The 17,078-nt window shown below is 38.4% G+C and carries 14 protein-coding genes and 1 tRNA gene; 10 read left to right on the top strand and 5 right to left on the bottom strand.

Annotation, left to right across the window (positions count from 1 at the left end; genetic code table 11):
* Window positions 1-146: 146 nt before the first annotated feature.
* The 6 genes from AACZ88_RS09020 to AACZ88_RS08995 all read left to right on the top strand — a co-directional run bounded on the left by AACZ88_RS09020 (window position 147) and on the right by AACZ88_RS08995 (window position 4,997).
* A tRNA-Leu gene (locus AACZ88_RS09020) sits at window positions 147-230 on the top strand.
* 394 nt (window positions 231-624) lie between these two features.
* Window positions 625-1,524 (top strand): MerR family transcriptional regulator, encoded by a 900-nt coding sequence (locus tag AACZ88_RS09015; protein WP_339709113.1) that lies wholly within the window; start codon window positions 625-627, stop codon window positions 1,522-1,524.
* Between the two features lie 13 nt (window positions 1,525-1,537).
* Window positions 1,538-2,998, top strand: coding sequence for a phytoene desaturase family protein (gene crtI, locus AACZ88_RS09010; RefSeq protein ID WP_339709111.1), 1,461 nt, complete (start codon window positions 1,538-1,540; stop codon window positions 2,996-2,998).
* Window positions 2,999-3,002: 4 nt separating this feature from the next.
* Window positions 3,003-3,842 carry a phytoene/squalene synthase family protein gene (locus AACZ88_RS09005; protein ID WP_339709109.1) on the top strand — a complete coding sequence of 280 codons (840 nt, stop codon included), beginning with the start codon at window positions 3,003-3,005 and terminating at the stop codon, window positions 3,840-3,842.
* A 1-nt stretch (window position 3,843) separates the two neighbouring features.
* Complete coding sequence (locus AACZ88_RS09000) at window positions 3,844-4,296, top strand: sterol desaturase family protein (RefSeq protein WP_339709107.1); 453 nt, start codon at window positions 3,844-3,846, stop codon at window positions 4,294-4,296.
* Entirely contained in the window at window positions 4,296-4,997 is a 702-nt protein-coding gene (locus AACZ88_RS08995; protein WP_339709105.1) for a lycopene cyclase domain-containing protein, read from the top strand. The genes AACZ88_RS09000 and AACZ88_RS08995 overlap by 1 nt, the downstream gene beginning before the upstream one ends.
* Here the strand turns inward: AACZ88_RS08995 and AACZ88_RS08990 are convergent.
* The 5 genes from AACZ88_RS08990 to AACZ88_RS08970 form a co-directional block, all read right to left on the bottom strand.
* Window positions 4,974-5,534, bottom strand: a complete 561-nt coding sequence (locus AACZ88_RS08990) for a TlpA disulfide reductase family protein (protein ID WP_339709103.1) — start codon at window positions 5,532-5,534, stop codon at window positions 4,974-4,976. The two genes, AACZ88_RS08995 and AACZ88_RS08990, sit on opposite strands and share 24 nt — an antisense overlap.
* Window positions 5,535-5,707: 173 nt before the next feature.
* Window positions 5,708-7,972, bottom strand: a complete 2,265-nt coding sequence (locus tag AACZ88_RS08985; RefSeq protein ID WP_339709101.1) for an aconitate hydratase — start codon at window positions 7,970-7,972, stop codon at window positions 5,708-5,710.
* Between the two features lie 186 nt (window positions 7,973-8,158).
* Window positions 8,159-9,112, bottom strand: a complete 954-nt coding sequence (locus AACZ88_RS08980) for a MoxR family ATPase (RefSeq protein WP_339709099.1) — start codon at window positions 9,110-9,112, stop codon at window positions 8,159-8,161.
* A 2-nt stretch (window positions 9,113-9,114) separates the two neighbouring features.
* Window positions 9,115-10,563: a peptidylprolyl isomerase gene (locus tag AACZ88_RS08975; protein WP_339709097.1), complete on the bottom strand. Its 1,449-nt coding sequence runs from the start codon at window positions 10,561-10,563 to the stop codon at window positions 9,115-9,117.
* Window positions 10,547-11,452: a peptidyl-prolyl cis-trans isomerase gene (locus tag AACZ88_RS08970; RefSeq protein WP_339709095.1), complete on the bottom strand. Its 906-nt coding sequence runs from the start codon at window positions 11,450-11,452 to the stop codon at window positions 10,547-10,549. Before AACZ88_RS08970 ends, AACZ88_RS08975 begins: the two co-directional genes overlap by 17 nt.
* A gap of 338 nt (window positions 11,453-11,790) precedes the next feature.
* Between AACZ88_RS08970 and AACZ88_RS08965 the strand changes: the two genes are divergently transcribed.
* The 4 genes from AACZ88_RS08965 to AACZ88_RS08950 all read left to right on the top strand — a co-directional run bounded on the left by AACZ88_RS08965 (window position 11,791) and on the right by AACZ88_RS08950 (window position 17,056).
* On the top strand, window positions 11,791-12,036 hold the full coding sequence (locus AACZ88_RS08965) for a hypothetical protein (protein ID WP_339709093.1): 246 nt from the start codon (window positions 11,791-11,793) through the stop codon (window positions 12,034-12,036).
* Between the two features lie 144 nt (window positions 12,037-12,180).
* A complete protein-coding gene (locus AACZ88_RS08960) occupies window positions 12,181-13,209 on the top strand; it encodes a serine hydrolase (protein ID WP_339709091.1) in 1,029 nt (342 codons plus the stop codon).
* Window positions 13,210-13,476: 267 nt separating this feature from the next.
* Entirely contained in the window at window positions 13,477-15,840 is a 2,364-nt protein-coding gene (locus tag AACZ88_RS08955; RefSeq protein WP_339709089.1) for a DUF2339 domain-containing protein, read from the top strand.
* Window positions 15,824-17,056 carry a DUF3999 family protein gene (locus tag AACZ88_RS08950; protein ID WP_339709087.1) on the top strand — a complete coding sequence of 411 codons (1,233 nt, stop codon included), beginning with the start codon at window positions 15,824-15,826 and terminating at the stop codon, window positions 17,054-17,056. The genes AACZ88_RS08955 and AACZ88_RS08950 overlap by 17 nt, the downstream gene beginning before the upstream one ends.
* Window positions 17,057-17,078 lie beyond the last annotated feature (22 nt).

Here is a 17,078-nt window from a genome sequence, read left to right as displayed (position 1 = left end):
AAACAAACTTCAAGAAGCACCTAGTGTATGGTTATTGTACGGAAGATATCACCCACTGAAGGGCTTTTAATTTTTATGGTGATATCTTTAATCAAACCGACTCTCAGTGAAAATACTTTATTATATTTGCCACACTTTTTATGTCAGCCCACGTGGTGAAATTGGTAGACACGCTACCTTGAGGGGGTAGTGTTCGCAAGGACGTGCTAGTTCGAATCTAGTCGTGGGCACTTAGCCTCCTAAAAAATAGGAGGCTTTTTTATGCTTTATAATCCGATCATTGCAAAGTCTAATCAATCACTTTTTATTTTTACTCTTCAGGTTACCAAAATACATCGGTTTTTACTTCCGGTACAATAACAATCTGATTGACATTATTTTAATCTACACAGTACTTCGCACTGTTCTATGATAATTTTCATGTTTCGATGCATGCTATTGTAACTATTCCTATTTTTATATGCTAGGGTTGGTGGGCTAATGACTGGAAGATTTTTCATCTTCAGGCCTTCAAATAGATTCCCTCAAACGAAATGATTTAGAAACCAACTGTAAAAATTAACGTTTCCATATCATGACCAAGCCCTATTTATTGTATTTTTGTTTAATGTTTTACTAAAATAGATGAACAATATTAAGACTAGTTTTAGCATTCGCGACTTGGAGCACCTATCTGGAATAAAGGCCCACACCATACGTATATGGGAAAAAAGATATGGTCTATTACAACCAGAAAGAACAGACACTAACATTCGTACCTATGGCTTGGCGAGCCTTCAAAAATTACTGAATATCGTTTATCTATACAATGACGGATACAAAATATCAAAAATTGCAAAAATTGACGAAGCTGAAATTCCTGCTCTGGTAAATGAAATACAGCTAAGTAAAAATAGTGATGGTCACATTATAAATGAGTTCAAGTTGGCCATGATGAATTATGATCAGGCTTTGTTTATGAACACTTATAATACACTCTTATCGAACAAAGATTTTCATACTATTTTCTATGATATTTTCATTCCTTTACTGAACGAAATGGGGTTGTTGTGGCAAACGGACACTATAACGCCTGCCCAAGAACACTTTATTACCGCATTAATTAAACAAAAAATTATTACCAATACCGAAAAGTTCCAACAATTGGAGCCTTTTAAGACAGATAAGGTATTTGTGCTGTTCTTACCTGAAAATGAAATTCATGATATCGGGTTACTTTTTATAAATCATGAAATTATTCGAAGAGGCTACCAAACAATATTTCTAGGACCTGCGGTTCCCCTCGAAAATCTTGCAGGTTTAATGGAACATTTTAAGAATGTTTACTTTATTTCTTACTTCACATTACAACCTTCAATGGATAAAATTGAAAAATATGTTCACGATTTTGTACGAATAGGAAATAACTATAACAATCCGAATTTGTGGATTCTAGGAAGGCAAGTACAATTTTTACATAAAGAAAGATTGCCGAAAACGATATCGGTTTTCACATCAATCGAACAAATAGTAGCAGAAATATAGACGAGCAAAAAAAATGAATTTAAAAGTTGCCATCATCGGTTCTGGGTTTTCATCACTTTCGGCGGCATGCTACCTTGCCAAACAGGGTTTTAATGTCTCCGTATATGAAAAAAACGGAACGGTAGGCGGCAGGGCAAGACAATTGGTAACAGATGGCTTTACATTTGATATGGGCCCAAGCTGGTATTGGATGCCCGACATTTTCGAAACCTTTTTCAATGACTTCAACAAAAAAACTTCCGATTATTACGAATTAAAAAAATTAGATCCGGCGTATAAGATTTTTTTTACTGATAATTCGATTACCATTGGAGACACATTGAAAAAGATTAGTCAGGAATTTGAGCGTATTGAAAGGGGAAGCGCCGAGCACCTCATGAAATTTATTGCCAAGGCACAAAAAAATTACGCTATAGCCATTAACAAAGTAGTACTAAAACCAGGTATTTCACCATTAGAGTTGGTAACTAAAGAAACCATTTTGAATGTTGACCAATTCTTTAAGACGATAAGTACCGAAGTACGAAGAAAGTTTAAGAATCCGATGTTAATATCCGCTTTGGAATTCCCGGTACTTTTTCTTGGAGCAAAACCCAGCAATACCCCGTCGTTCTATAGTTTTATGAACTATGCAGATTTCGGATTGGGAACATGGCACCCCCAGGGTGGGATGTATGAGGTAGTCAAGGCGCTTCAAAGTCTTGCGGAGGAACTGGGCGTTGCCATTCACACGAATCATTCGGCTGAAAAAATTAATGTGACAAACGGAATATCGAAGGGCATAGTAGTCAATGGGAAATCGATCGATGCCGATGTGATATTGAGCGGCGCTGATTATCATCATACCGAAACGCTACTGAATGAAGAGTTTCGGCAATATTCAGAAAGTTATTGGCAAAAAAAGACCTTTGCCCCTTCTTCTTTGCTTTTTTACGTTGCTTTCGACAAAAAGTTAAAAAACGTTAACCACCATAACCTTTTTTTCGATTCAGATTTTGACACTCATGCCAAGGAAATTTATGATGATCCGCAATGGCCCTCAGACCCCTTGTTTTATGCAAATTTTCCTTCGGTAACCGACAAAAGTATGGCTCCCGAAAACTGTGAAACAGCTTTTTTTCTGGTACCCATAGCACCTGGCCTAGACGACACTCCCGAGTTAAGGGAACAGTATTTTAACATTGTAATGAAAAGATTTGAAGAAAAAACGAATCAAGAAGTAGCACATCATATTCTTTTCAAACGATCTTTCTGTGTAAATGAATTTATCGAAGAATACAATGCCTATAAAGGAAATGCCTACGGTTTGGCCAACACACTTGACCAAACAGCCTTTTTAAGGCCCAAATTGCAAAGCAAAAAAGTAAAGAATCTTTACTTCACAGGACAACTTACAGTACCCGGGCCTGGTGTTCCACCCGCTTTGATATCAGGAAAATTGGTTTCTGAATTGATCACTAAAAATAATTTATAGCAGAATGAAATCGATTTTTGATATGGTATCCTACGATTGCAGCAAGCTGGTTACAAAAACCTACAGTACTTCGTTTGCCTTGGCCACAAAAATGTTGGGCAGTTCAATTCGATCAGATATCTATAATATTTATGGTTTTGTTCGATTTGCCGATGAAATAGTCGACTCTTTTCATAATTATGACAAAGCGAAACTACTTGATAAATTCGAAGAGGATCTGAAAGAAGCCTTGGAGGAAAGAATAAGTTTAAATCCGATTTTAAACTCTTTTCAACACACCTATCACACCTATGGTATTCCATATCATCTTATTGATGCATTCATGAAAAGTATGCGCATGGACCTTACCAAAAACGTTTATTTCACAGATGAGGAGTATCGTGAATATATTTATGGGTCAGCCGATGTCGTAGGGTTGATGTGCCTTCAGGTATTTGTAAAAGGAAATCATGAAACCTATGAAAAATTAAAAGATTCAGCCATGGCTCTTGGTTCAGCCTTTCAAAAAGTTAATTTCTTAAGAGATTTAAAAGCTGATTTCGAGAGTCTCAACCGCTCCTATTTTCCATCTACCGATTTAGCAAAACTCGACGAAGTCTCTAAAAATAAAATAATTGAAGAAATAAAAAGTGATTTCAAACTAGGGTATTCCGGAATCTTACAATTGCCTACCGAAGCGAAATTCGGGGTTTACACGGCCTATCGCTATTATTATTCTTTATTGCGAAAATTACAGAAGACACCACCCTTGGAAATTATGAATACCCGAATCAGGGTTTCTAATCACCATAAAATCGGACTGTTGGCCCAATCATATCTTAATTATAAACTAAATTTGGTCTAATATGGCATTAGGGTATTGGATATTAATCTTTTTCTTAACTTTCTGCACAATGGAGTTTATGGCGTGGTTTACCCATAAATACGTGATGCATGGTTTTTTATGGAGCCTTCACAAGGACCACCACAAAAAAGATCACAATTCTTGGTTCGAAAGAAATGACACCTTCTTTATCTTCTATGCTATAGTAAGTATGTCTTTTTTTAGTGCCGCCGCTTACAATGGATTTTGGTTCGGCTGGCCTATTGGCTTTGGTATTATGGCGTACGGGGCCATCTATTTTTTGGTTCACGATATATTTATACACCAACGCTTCAAAATATTTAGAGATGCCCCCAATCGTTATGCCAAGGGTGTTCGTAGGGCACATAAAATGCATCATAAACATGCAGGCAAAAAAGACGGAGAATGTTTCGGAATGTTGCTGGTACCTTTCAAATATTTTAAGAAAGGCTAATGAAGTATCTCTATCTTCTGCTGGATATCGGGTCGTTGTCGATTCCTTTTTTGTACAGTTTTCATCCTAAATTAAAATTATACAGTAGTTGGAAACCTATAGGTTTGGCACTGCTTAGCACCATGCTGATTTTTATTCCTTGGGATACCATATTTACGGCCAATGGTTTTTGGGGATTCAACGAGGCCTATTATTTAAATTATCGTATTCTGGGCCTCCCTATTGAAGAATGGCTATTTTTTATCTGCATTCCGTACGCCTGTATTTTTACCTATTATGCCCTCTTGTATTATTTCCCCAATATGGGGTTTTCGGAGCATACCACTAAAATTATAACCCTTCTTCTTGCTTTCTTATTCGTTGTACTCGGTATTGCCTATCACGACCGATGGTACACTTTTACCGTTTCTCTTTATGCACTTTTTTGCACCCTGGCAGTTCTTAAGTGGAATCCGCGATTGCTTGCCCGATTTTATCCAGTTTTCTTAGTGATTCTTTTGCCTTTCTTTCTCATCAATGGTACCCTTACAGGAAGTTTTATTGCAGATGAAGTGGTATGGTACAACAACGATGAGAACATAGGGTTTCGACTATTTACGATTCCTGTTGAAGATACTATCTACGCCTTTGCCCTATTAGTGACCAACATATTTCTTGTCGAATTTTATAAAGAGCGGCTATTCCAAAAGCAGCGAATCTAACAATGTGGTTACTTTGGTATTATCCCAATCCGATATGGCTGTTTGGTGAACAACAATAAAGCCTTTCTTGTCTAAGATATAGGACCCAGAAGGCTTAAGCAGTGCAATGGGACTCTTTTCTCCAATAATTTGGTAGGTAACCGGAAAGGTGTAATCATTTTTTTCCATGAATTCAACTACAGGAGTTCTTTCTTCATCAGTAATAAGGTAGAAATCTACTTTATCATGATATTGATCATATAACTCTTGAATGTCATATAATTGTGCCACGGAAGGCAACTGCCAAGTTGCCCAAAAATTTATAAAGACGACCTTGCCTTGAGATTTTTTAAAATTTAAGTAATCCGAGCTCTCATCCCTTAACTTCCAATCATAACCGGAAATACGATTTCTACTGGTTGACTGGATTATCGTCGGTTCTGAGGCAAATATCCTATTGAGTAGCACCTTCCCGTAGTAGCCCAATGGGGTAACAAAAAATGCGAGTACGACCAAAATAGGCAATATATTCAGTACTTTCTTTTTTGTTATTTTCACAAGATCGGATTTTACTTATTGGGTCAACATGAATCGATTTTAATCAAAACTAAAACGGATTATTATTCACGATTGATCGGGATACATCATTTTATCAAAAACATTTCCCTAAAAAATAAAAAAACTCCCAATGATGACCATTGGGAGCTTTATAATTACTTCAAGGCACCTTTTTAGGCATTCTCTCTTTGAATAACATTCAAGGCAGACCCTTCTTTAAACCAGCCGATCTGTGCATCGTTATAGGTGTGCAACGTTACAATGGTATCTTTACTACCGTCAGCATGAACCAACTCTATGGTCAATGGCTTGTTCGGTGCAAAATCTGCAATGTCAACAAAGTTAAATGTATCGTCTTCTTGAATCAAGTCATAATCGCTCTCAGTTTCAAAGGTAAGCCCTAGCATTCCCTGTTTTTTGAGGTTTGTTTCATGAATACGGGCAAAAGATTTAACCAACACCACGGCCACTCCCAAATGTCTAGGTTGCATGGCTGCATGCTCTCTTGAAGAACCTTCGCCATAGTTATGATCTCCTACTACAATAGATCTTATTCCCTCTGCCTTGTATGCCCTTTGCGTATCAGGAACTCCACCATATTCACCGGTAAGCTGATTCTTTACAAAGTTGGTCTTCTTATTGAAAGCGTTTACCGCACCGATTAAAGTGTTATTGGCAATGTTGTCTAGATGCCCTCTAAAACGCAACCACGGACCCGCCATTGAAATGTGGTCGGTAGTACACTTACCAAAGGCCTTTATCAATAACTTCACACCTTGCAACTCTTCAGGTTTGATTGGTACAAAAGGACTCAACAATTGCAATCGTTCAGAAGTTTTACTAACCTTTACCTCTACACCAGAACCATCTTCGGTAGGGGCTAAATACCCGGCATCTTCTACATCAAAGCCTTGAGGAGGCAGTTCAATACCCTTTGGCTCGTCTAACTTCACCTCTTGCCCCTCTTCATTAAGAAGCGTGTCGTTCATTGGGTCAAAATCCAACCTTCCAGATATAGCGATAGCCGCCACCATTTCCGGTGAACCTACAAAAGCATGGGTATTTGGGTTACCATCTGCCCTTTTCGAGAAATTACGGTTAAAAGAATGCACAATGGTATTCTTTTCATCCCCTTTTAAATCACTTCTATCCCATTGCCCAATACAAGGACCACAAGCATTGGTAAAGACCGTTGCTCCAAGGTTTTCAAAAATTTGGAGCAGACCATCCCTTTCCGCCGTAAAGCGTATTTGTTCGGAACCAGGATTGATCCCGAAATCTGATTTTGGTTTAATCTTCTTATCGACCGCTTGTTGAGCAATTGAAGCTGCCCGGGTCAAATCTTCATAAGAAGAGTTGGTACACGAACCGATTAGTCCCCAATCGACCTGAATAGGCCAACCATTTTCTTTGGCCTTGGCCCCCAATTGGCCAACCGGAGTAGCCAAATCTGGAGTAAAAGGACCATTAAGATGCGGTCTTAGTTCATCGAGGTTGATTTCAATTATTTCGTCAAAATAGGCCTCTGGGTTCGCATACACCTCTGGATCGGCAGTTAAATACTCTCTCACTTCATTTGCGGCATCTGCGATATCACTTCGATCAGTAGCCCTTAAGTAGCGCTCCATCGAATCGTCATAGCCAAAAGTAGAGGTAGTAGCACCCACTTCCGCTCCCATATTACAAATGGTTCCTTTACCGGTACAGGATAAATTCTTTGCTCCCTCACCAAAATATTCAACAATGGCTCCAGTGCCCCCCTTTACAGTAAGTATCCCGGCAACTTTTAAAATAACATCTTTTGCAGAGGTCCATCCTGAGATATTACCAGTCAATTTTACCCCGATCAATTTAGGGAATTTCAATTCCCAGGCCATTCCCGCCATAACATCTACGGCATCGGCACCACCGACCCCGATCGCTACCATACCCAATCCACCGGCATTGACCGTATGCGAATCGGTACCGATCATCATACCTCCAGGAAATGCATAATTTTCCAATACTACTTGATGGATGATACCCGCTCCCGGCTTCCAAAAGCCAATTCCGTATTTATTGGATACCGATTCCAAGAAATCAAAGACCTCGGCACTCGTGCTGTTGGCCGAGACCAAATCGGCAGCTGCACCACTCTTCGCCTGAATCAGGTGATCACAGTGCACCGTAGTCGGAACGGCAACAGTCTTCTTACCAGCTTGCATAAACTGCAATAAAGCCATCTGCGCTGTAGCATCTTGACACGCGATACGATCAGGAGCGAAATCCACATAGTCCTTACCCCGTTCGAATTTCTTGGAGGGGTTTCCTTCCCACAAGTGGGAATATAGAATTTTTTCGGAAAGTGTTAGCGGCTTACCAACGATATCGCGAGCCATATCTACTCGCGTGGCCATATTTGCGTAAACCTTCCTAATCATGTCAATATCAAATGCCATTATCTTATAAGTTTTTGGTTACTAAAATTCTATAAAAATAATAAAATCCAAGGGGCAAATAAAATTTTTGCAAACTATTACCGCTATTTTGAGGAATTATTGAATTGAGTGGTGTTCTATTGTTAAAAAATCAGAATTAAGGTCAAGAAACATCAAGGAAAAACAGACCATCCGAAACCCTTATCGCTATAATAATTTATTGATAATATCTTCTTCGGAAATACCCTCTGCCTCTGCCTTGTAATTTTTAATGATTCGATGCCTTAAAATCTCCATGGCCACGGCCTGAACATCTTCGATATCTGGGGAGAATTTACCATTTATGGCTGCATTTGCCTTTGCTCCCAAAACCAAATTTTGTGAAGCCCGAGGCCCCGCCCCCCAGTCGATGAACTGTTTTACAAAATCAGAAGCGCCAGGTTGATTGGGCCTCGTACTGTTTACCAGTTTCACCGCGTACGCTACAACATTGTCAGGTACGGGAATTCTTCGTATCAAATGCTGTACCTCTAGAATTTCCGATGCGTTGAAAAGTACATTGACTTTTGGCTTTTCGTCATTGGTAGTGCTTTTTACAACTTGCATTTCTTCAGCAACTGATGGGTATTTGAGTTCAATTGCGAACATAAATCGATCAAGCTGTGCTTCGGGCAAGGGGTATGTGCCTTCTTGTTCGATAGGGTTTTGCGTAGCTAAAACGAAATAGGGTAATTTTAGTTCATGACGCTTTCCGGCAATAGTTACCGCCCGCTCTTGCATTGCCTCTAGAAGGGCAGCTTGAGTTTTCGGGGGCGTACGATTAATCTCATCTGCCAAAATAATATTGGAAAAAATAGGGCCTTGAATAAACTTAAAGTTTCTATTTTGGTCCAATACCTCACTCCCCAAAATATCACTGGGCATAAGGTCCGGGGTGAACTGAATACGTTTGAAATCGAGGCCTAATGTTTGGGCTATCGTATTAACCATCAAAGTTTTAGCGAGACCAGGAACGCCGATAAGCAAAGAATGCCCACCGACATATATTGAAAGTAAAATACGGTTTACGACCTCATCTTGTCCAATAATTATCTTGGCGATTTCTTTCTTGAGGTCGGCATGTTTTTGTACAAGGTTTTTAATTGCAGCTACATCTGACATACTTATTCTTTGACCCAATTATTGGCGAAATCACACGCTTGATTACTATCGCTGACGCTAATGTATGTATCGTCAATGTGTTCGTCCATCCACTTTTTTATAGCTTTAAATTGTTTTTCAGTTAATGCCAGTTTCTGAATTTTAAGGTAATCTTTTGCAAAATCGGCAACATGCTCATCGTACCTATTGGTCACCTTTAAAATTTTGTATTTCGGACCTCCCCCTCTAGGGTCTTGTTCTAAAATAGGATAGGAGACATCATTATCTTTTAAATTTCGAACTTGATTGTACAAAGTAGGATCCATATTGGTAAGCTCAAATCTAGATCCATAATCGATAGGATTTCGCAATAAGCCACCATCGAACTTGGTTTCTTTTTCATCGGAGAAATTAAGCGCGGCCGCCGCAAAAGTAAACTTACCATCAATAATATTCTTTCTGATACTATCAAGTTCTTTCTTTGCTTCGTCCAATTTATCTTGAGAAATCTCCGGTTGCATCAAAATATGGCGTAAATCAATTTCTTGACCTCTTATTTTTTCAACATAGATGATATGATACCCGAACATCGTCTCGAAAGGTTCTGATATCTCACCCTCCCTCAAACTAAAAGCGGTATCCTTAAATTCTTTCACATAGCCCGATTGCTTGGTCACACTACCAATAAAACCACCATTAGGCTTCGAACCGGGATCTTTTGAATACAAAATCGCTTTTACACTAAAACTTGCATCATTATCTTCAATGTCAGCCTTGATAGCATTCAATTTATCGATAACCTTTTGCTTTTCTTCCTCAGTAGCCTTTGGCTGCTTTACGATTTGTGCAATTTCCATCTCGGCTCCAAATACGGGACGTTCGTCCTCTGGAATTTTGTTGTAAAACTGTCTTACCTCTTCAGGAGTAATCTCAATTTCGGAAATAATACTCTGCTGCATTTTTTCAGAAAGCATGCGCAGTTTATTGATTTTATTGATATCTTCACGAAGGCTTACCTCATCTTCCTTTTTGTAAAACTTCAACAATTTCTCCATAGAACCGATCTGACCGACAAACCCTTGAATTTGTCTATCTGTTGTAGCACTTACCTCATCGTCGGATACCAAAAGACTGTCTTGAACCGCTTGATGGGCATACAAACGATCTTCCATCAATTTACCTAACAACGAGCACTTGGTTACGTCTTCGGTCGAAGCTCCCTGGCTTTTTAAGTCGATAAGGGTCTTTTCTATGTCTGAATCAAGAATTACATAATCACCGACCACTGCCGCAATACCATCAAGTTTTATTTTCTTATAGGTTTTAGAAGTATCTTTTACCACCCCCATATCCGCTTGAAGTACGGGCTCCTCAGGCTCCACTTGAGTGTCCGGAATCTGACCCGACTCCTGACCCATGGCAAATGCTGAAACGACCAAACAACACATTAAAAAACTAGTTCTCCTCATCATATGTATATACTTCAAATTCATTTTCCCTTGTGGCTTCATCAATGATTTCTGTTTCCAATCTTCGCATATAGTTCAATTTCCTTCGGCTCAACAAAACCTGTTGAATCGTTGGCTCTATAAACGACAAGGGGGCAATATCATTGACCTCACGAACATCGATAATCTTTCCCAAATATACCCCTAATGAATCCTCCAATTCAAAAAATTGTGATTTTTTTAAGTATCGATCTTCGTTTTCCAAAGTCAGGGGCGGTATTTCTTCGAGTACTCTTGACATTCCTATCCAAATCGAATCGTTGAAATTTAACTTTTTAAATTGAACGCCTATAGAGTCTAAATATGAAACGTCTTCATCATCAAATCGTTTCATTTTTTCGATTACCGTACCCTTGTCCATAAATTGAACCGGCAATTCGATAAAGCGCAACTTCACCAATTTTTCTTTGAGCTTAAAATTTTCCTTCTCTTGTTCATAGAAACTTTGCAGCTGTGCTTCGGTTACTACAGAATCACTTCCTTGCCCTACCAAAGCCTCTGCATACGCCCTAGTGTAAAGATCAGTACGGTAATCCGATACCAAAGCATTGAATTCGGCCAGTTTCTCTTCGGGAAGATTGATTTTAGCCTTAGCAAGCAATAGCTGCTTTGAGGCCCAATTATTAATATAGTTGACCACCAACGAGGTACTGTCCTCCTTCGATATGCCCTTACCCAATAAGGGTGAAATATCCTTTTTATACAAATACACATCCCCAACCCGGGCCAAGGGCTGATCATCTACCCTTTCCTTCCATAAAGAACTGCACGAAACAATCACACCCATAGCCATTACTGCAACAGCTATGTTACGCAACCTAAGAAATTCTCTATTCTGTAATAAAAAAAACATCGGGCAAAAATACTAATTAGAATATGGTGTACAAGGAATATAAACTTTCATTAACACATTTTTGACGGTCATGGGGTTAATTTACTACATTAGTATGACAAACTGGAAAAATTCAATACTGAACAAGTTTAATTTCTTTTTTTCATCAAGGCAAAAAATACCTTGCAAATAAACGAGACATAAACGGCTACTTGCCATCATTATTTTTCTAAAACTTATAAATCATCACTTTACAACGCTTAAAAGGGGCTATTAAAAACTTTTATGACACATAATAACTTTTAATCGATACTCTTGTGTATTGGAAAAAGTATCAAAAACATCAGAAATAAGAGCTTATGAGCAATCACAGAAAGATCAAATTAATTTGGGACTTTAGGGGTGCAGCAGCAAAAAATACAGCGGAACACCATGAGAAGCATCTCAAAGAATTTATTACCATCGAACAAATGGAACTAAATATTACCGGTTGCCAACACATGAGCGACATGCACAGTTTAGCTTTTATGGTCGTTAATGAAAACCAAATGACCATAATTCGGGATACCCTGAAACCACATCGTGCGGAAGTTTATCAAAGTTGACCAACGACAACAAATCATATGATAATCAGGGGACTTTTATTTTTTTGTTTTTGCTATTGCCTAGGTTCTTGTGCAACAGTAAAGCCTATCATTAATCCGTTAGAACATGTTCTGAGTTCACCAGACCCCAGAATAAAAAGCGTAATGGATAGTGCCGGCCAACATGAAATTCAAATTCGGTACACCCAAATTGACCGTATTAATGGGAAAGCTATTTTTACCGACTACGACTTTCAAGTCGATGATAAAAACTACTTCTATCCTGCCAGCACGGTCAAACTACCTATTGCAGCCCTAGCTTTGGAAAAAATAAATGAAATTGGCTCCCTAACCAAAGACACTCGTTTTTATATTGAAGGAGATTCGCTCGAGACCACCTTTGCAACCGAAATTTCCAAAGTTTTTGCTGTTAGTGACAATGCAGCCAATAATAGATTGATGGAATTTTTAGGACAGGACGACATTAATGATCGGTTAACAAAAAAAGGAATCAATCATGCTCGTCTGTCACATCGTCTCGGTGTGCACGATGCCGATGAAATAACAACAAAACCGCTGGTCATTTATCTTAATGACACTACCGTCACCGTTTTCGAAGGTACTATAAACACTCCGGCCGATTCCTTGAAAATCCAGGGAACAAAAAAAGGCATAGGCTTTTATGAAGATGATTCCCTTATTAAAAAGCCATTTGATTTTGGGCTTAAAAATTATTACTCCATTGATGCCCAACACGGAGTTTTAGAGCGACTACTTTTCCCCGAACAGTTTTCAAAGGATCAGCAGTTCAACATAACCGAAGTACAGCGTAAATTCTTAATGACCGCAATGAGCACCCTACCTAGAAATGCCGGTTACAACGAGGATATTTATTACGACGGTTATGGCAAATTCTTCATATACGGCGATACCAAAAGTCGAATTCCTGAACACATAAAAATATACAACAAGATAGGCTTTGCTTATGGCACTCTTACCGATTGTGCATATATTACAGACTCAAAAAACAATGTTGATTTTCTACTAACGGCTACCATTTTAGTCAACCGAAATGGCATTTTCAATGATGACATTTATGAATTTGAAGAAATAGGAATCCCGTTTCTTTCTGCCTTGGGCCGCGGCCTGTACGATTATGAGCTGAAAAGAAAAAAACAAAAAGGCAAGAAATAGGTTAACCAAAATCGACCGACTTCAATGACAAAAACAATATTGTGCAAGCATGTCTCGAAATTCATCACCGGTCTATTAATATCAAATACCTGAAAAAGTGTTGTGAAACAGAACCGAAGGGATTTGTGTATTTTTAACCATGGCTATAGCTATAGGGCTGAAATTTACAACTGGTCAATCAATAAATCGAAGGCTATTCCGTTGTAAAGAATATCTTCCGAAAATTTTCCTTTTGTCAAATTTGACCTCGAATTAAACCCAGTTTAAATGACCGAACACCAAAACCGAATTGAGCAACTTAATCAAAAACTTGAGGTTTTATTGACCAAACAAGAAGGGTTTGCCAAAGAACTTATGGCGCTCTACAAAGAGATTGAGCACTTGAAAAATTCAGACAGCCCTAGCGACATAGCGACAAAACGGGTCGAAACTAAATCGCAAGCCACAAAAGAAACAAAAAGAAATGACCCTGAACCAGCTGTAAAAAATACATCATTTTCAGAGGGTGACATTAAAGAAACAACGATTGTAAGACACCACGATGCCTCCCTTGGAAAAAAACGGATGACGGGCAAATCAAACCTAGAAAAATTCATAGGTGAGAACCTCATAAACAAAATAGGTATTGCCATTACCGTTATAGGTGTAGCTATTGGCGCCAAGTACTCGATCGACAACGATTTGATTAGCCCGCTATCACGTATCGTCATGGGATATTTGACAGGTCTTGGCTTATTGGGTTTCGGTATCAAATTAAAAAACAAATATTCTAATTATAGTGCTGTCTTGGTCAGTGGCGCTTTGGCCATTTTATATTTTATAACGTTCGCGGCTTTTAGCTTTTATCAGCTTTTTCCACAAACCATGGCCTTTCTAATGATGTTATTTTTTACAATATTTGGGGTTGTAGCGGCATTGAACTATAACAAACCAGTCATCGCCCATATTGGTCTGGTAGGTGCTTATGCAGTGCCATTTTTGCTTAGTTATGATTCTGGGAACCCGGAATCATTATTTGGGTACATGGCAGTAATCAATGTCGGAATTTTAGTCATTTCATTGAAAAAATATTGGAAATCACTCTACTTCTCCGCTTTTGGTTTTACCTGGCTAATTTATTGCTCATGGCGCGTCATATCGTATGAACCCGACGAGCATCTTAAGATAGCCTGTATCTTTCTCTTTATCTTCTTTGCCATCTTTTATGCCCAATTTTTGGCATACAAATTCTTGAAATCGGAAACATTCTTAAAATCAGATATTTTTTTATTGCTTCTAAATTCATTTTTATTCTATGGCCTCGGCTATCATTTATTGGCCAATCAAGAAATAGGAAAAGAACTTTTAGGCATTTTCACATTGGGCAACGCCGTGATTCATTTCGGGATTTGCGCATTTATTTTTCGCAAAAAATTAGCGGACCGCAACCTATTTCGCCTGGTAGCGGGTTTGGTACTAGTCTTTTTAACCATTGCCGTACCAATTCAATTGAACGGCAATTGGGTAACCCTATTATGGGCTTTTGGGGCAGCATTGCTTTTTTGGATCGGAACATCGAAAAATACTCTGTTTTACCGATTCCTTTCCTACCCTCTCATGATATTGGGCTTTATAAGTTTGCTCGATGATTGGAGTTTTTATTACGGCATCTATGACTCAGAATTGCATGCAGCTTCTTTGATGAACATCCAATTTTTATCATCAATGTTGTTTGTTGCCACCCTTGCCTTTATGATATGGATCGATCGCACCACAAACACATTGACCAAAGATTTAAAGCGTGGTTTTTTTCATAAAACAATGTCTTTCGCTCTACCACTATTTTTTTTACTTGCCCTATATGGCAGTTTCTATACTGAAATTGATTATTACCTTGAAAAATTGTATCAAGATTCGAAAATCTCCCTATATGAAGGGTCAAACACCTATTTCGAATTCAACTATAGCCTTATTGATTTCAAAAATATTTTTCTTATCAATTACACCCTTTTATTCTTAAGCCTTCTGGCTCTAGTAAATAGATATAAAATAAGGGAACGCATTTTGGGTATTATTACTATGACGTTACAATTGGGCGCCGTCATTGTTTTTTTAACGGTTGCGCTGTATACGCTTAGTGAATTGCGAGAAAGTTATCTAAATAAAGGCTCCTCTGACTATTTTGAAATTACCTTTTGGCATATTGGCGTACGTTATTTGAGTCTTGCATTTTTTACATTTTTATTAGTTACTACACATCGTTTGGTGCTAGCGCCATTTATGAAAATCAACTTTGGAAAACCTTTTGAAATTTTACTGCATGCAGCGACTCTTTGGATCGCTAGTAGCGAACTGCTCAATTGGATGGACCTTTCCGGATCCGATCAATCTTACAAACTAGGCTTAAGCATTTTATGGGGCGCCTACGCCCTGTTCGTCATTGGTCTTGGTATTTGGAAACGAAGGAAATATCTGAGAATTTCAGGAATTGTACTTTTTGCCATCACCTTGCTCAAACTTTTCCTTTACGATATCGCCTCATTAAACACCATTTCAAAAACGATCGTTTTTGTTGCCCTGGGCGTTCTGTTGCTTGTTATTTCTTTTCTGTACAACAAATACAAACCTGCCATCCATGAAGATGAAAACTAAAATTTCATTGTTATCCTCTTTCTTATTTGTCGGGATTTCACTCGGACAAATGTCAACCTATGACCAAAAAATCGAGTTGCAAGAAATTACCGAAGATTGGCATAGCATTGAAATCCCATCCATTGTTTTCGAAAAGGTCAACCAAAATCTTTCAGACATTCGTATTTACGGAATAACACGTGAACATGACACCATTGAGGCTCCCTACCTTTTACAGCGAAGTAATGAAAAAACAAATATCGAAGACGTCGATTTTGTTTTACAAAACACCACAAGAAAAGAAAACTACTATTATTTCACCTTTGCTGTTCCAACGCCCAAACCTATCAACCGAATAAAATTGAATTTTGGCAATTCGAACTTTGATTGGCACGTTGTATTGCAAGGCAGTCAAAATCAAAAAGATTGGTACACCATCTTAGAAGATTATCGCATATTGGCCATAAAAAATGGACAAACAGCTTATACCTTTTCAAGGTTGGATTTTCCTAAAACCCAATACCCTTATTATCGTTTGGGTTTGAAAAGCGACAAGAAACCAAGCCTTGAATCGGCCAAAATTAGCCTAACCCATTCTGAAAGTGCCGATTACACTAACGTTGAAGTGGTCAAAATGAAAGTTAAACCACTTACAAGTACCAAACAAACACAAACTGAAATAACCTTAGCCCACAAGGCACCTCTAAGTTACCTTAAAATTGATGTGGCCGATAAGATTGATTACTATAGGCCGATTTCAATACAATATTTAATCGATAGTGTCGAAACTGAAAAAGGCTGGAAATATCAATATAACCAGTTAACCTCTGGGACATTGACTTCTATAGCTCCGAATGAATTTAAATTTAAAAGTACCATTACTCAAAAGTTAAGATTGGTTATTGACAACCACGACAACCAACCCTTACATTTAAGCAAAATCGAAACCAAAGGCTACAAACATCAACTTTTAGCTCGTTTCTCACAGCCTGCAGTCTATTATTTGACCTATGGCAAACCTTTGGCACAACCGCCCCGCTACGATGTTTCAGAGGTCAATTTCAAAAAACCTGAAAACCTAACCACCTTGCGTTTAGGACAGCCTGAAAATATTTCCAAAAAAGACTCAAAAAAGATCAACCCTATTTTTGAAGACACTCTGTGGCTGTGGATGACTATGGGAGTTATCATTATAGTATTGGGCTGGTTCACCCTAAAAATGATGCTGAAAAAGTAGATTGTTGCGCCAAGTAAATAGA

Origin of the sequence: uncultured Kriegella sp. (assembly GCF_963975415.1) — a bacterium.
In the GTDB taxonomy this organism is placed as follows: domain Bacteria; phylum Bacteroidota; class Bacteroidia; order Flavobacteriales; family Flavobacteriaceae; genus Kriegella.
Note: the sequence above shows the minus strand (reverse complement) of the source record. Positions and strands in the feature narration are given on the sequence as shown.

Coding starts and splice junctions, on each gene's coding strand:
- AACZ88_RS09005 (WP_339709109.1), top strand. CDS start 3,003: ATGAAATCGATTTTTGATATGGTATCCTACGATTGCAGCAAGCTGGTT.
- AACZ88_RS08995 (WP_339709105.1), top strand. CDS start 4,296: ATGAAGTATCTCTATCTTCTGCTGGATATCGGGTCGTTGTCGATTCCT.
- AACZ88_RS08965 (WP_339709093.1), top strand. CDS start 11,791: ATGAGCAATCACAGAAAGATCAAATTAATTTGGGACTTTAGGGGTGCA.
- AACZ88_RS08980 (WP_339709099.1), bottom strand. CDS start 9,112: ATGTCAGATGTAGCTGCAATTAAAAACCTTGTACAAAAACATGCCGAC.
- AACZ88_RS09015 (WP_339709113.1), top strand. CDS start 625: ATGAACAATATTAAGACTAGTTTTAGCATTCGCGACTTGGAGCACCTA.
- AACZ88_RS08970 (WP_339709095.1), bottom strand. CDS start 11,452: ATGTTTTTTTTATTACAGAATAGAGAATTTCTTAGGTTGCGTAACATA.
- AACZ88_RS08975 (WP_339709097.1), bottom strand. CDS start 10,563: ATGATGAGGAGAACTAGTTTTTTAATGTGTTGTTTGGTCGTTTCAGCA.
- AACZ88_RS09000 (WP_339709107.1), top strand. CDS start 3,844: ATGGCATTAGGGTATTGGATATTAATCTTTTTCTTAACTTTCTGCACA.
- crtI (WP_339709111.1), top strand. CDS start 1,538: ATGAATTTAAAAGTTGCCATCATCGGTTCTGGGTTTTCATCACTTTCG.
- AACZ88_RS08950 (WP_339709087.1), top strand. CDS start 15,824: ATGAAGATGAAAACTAAAATTTCATTGTTATCCTCTTTCTTATTTGTC.
- AACZ88_RS08955 (WP_339709089.1), top strand. CDS start 13,477: ATGACCGAACACCAAAACCGAATTGAGCAACTTAATCAAAAACTTGAG.
- AACZ88_RS08985 (WP_339709101.1), bottom strand. CDS start 7,972: ATGGCATTTGATATTGACATGATTAGGAAGGTTTACGCAAATATGGCC.
- AACZ88_RS08960 (WP_339709091.1), top strand. CDS start 12,181: ATGGATAGTGCCGGCCAACATGAAATTCAAATTCGGTACACCCAAATT.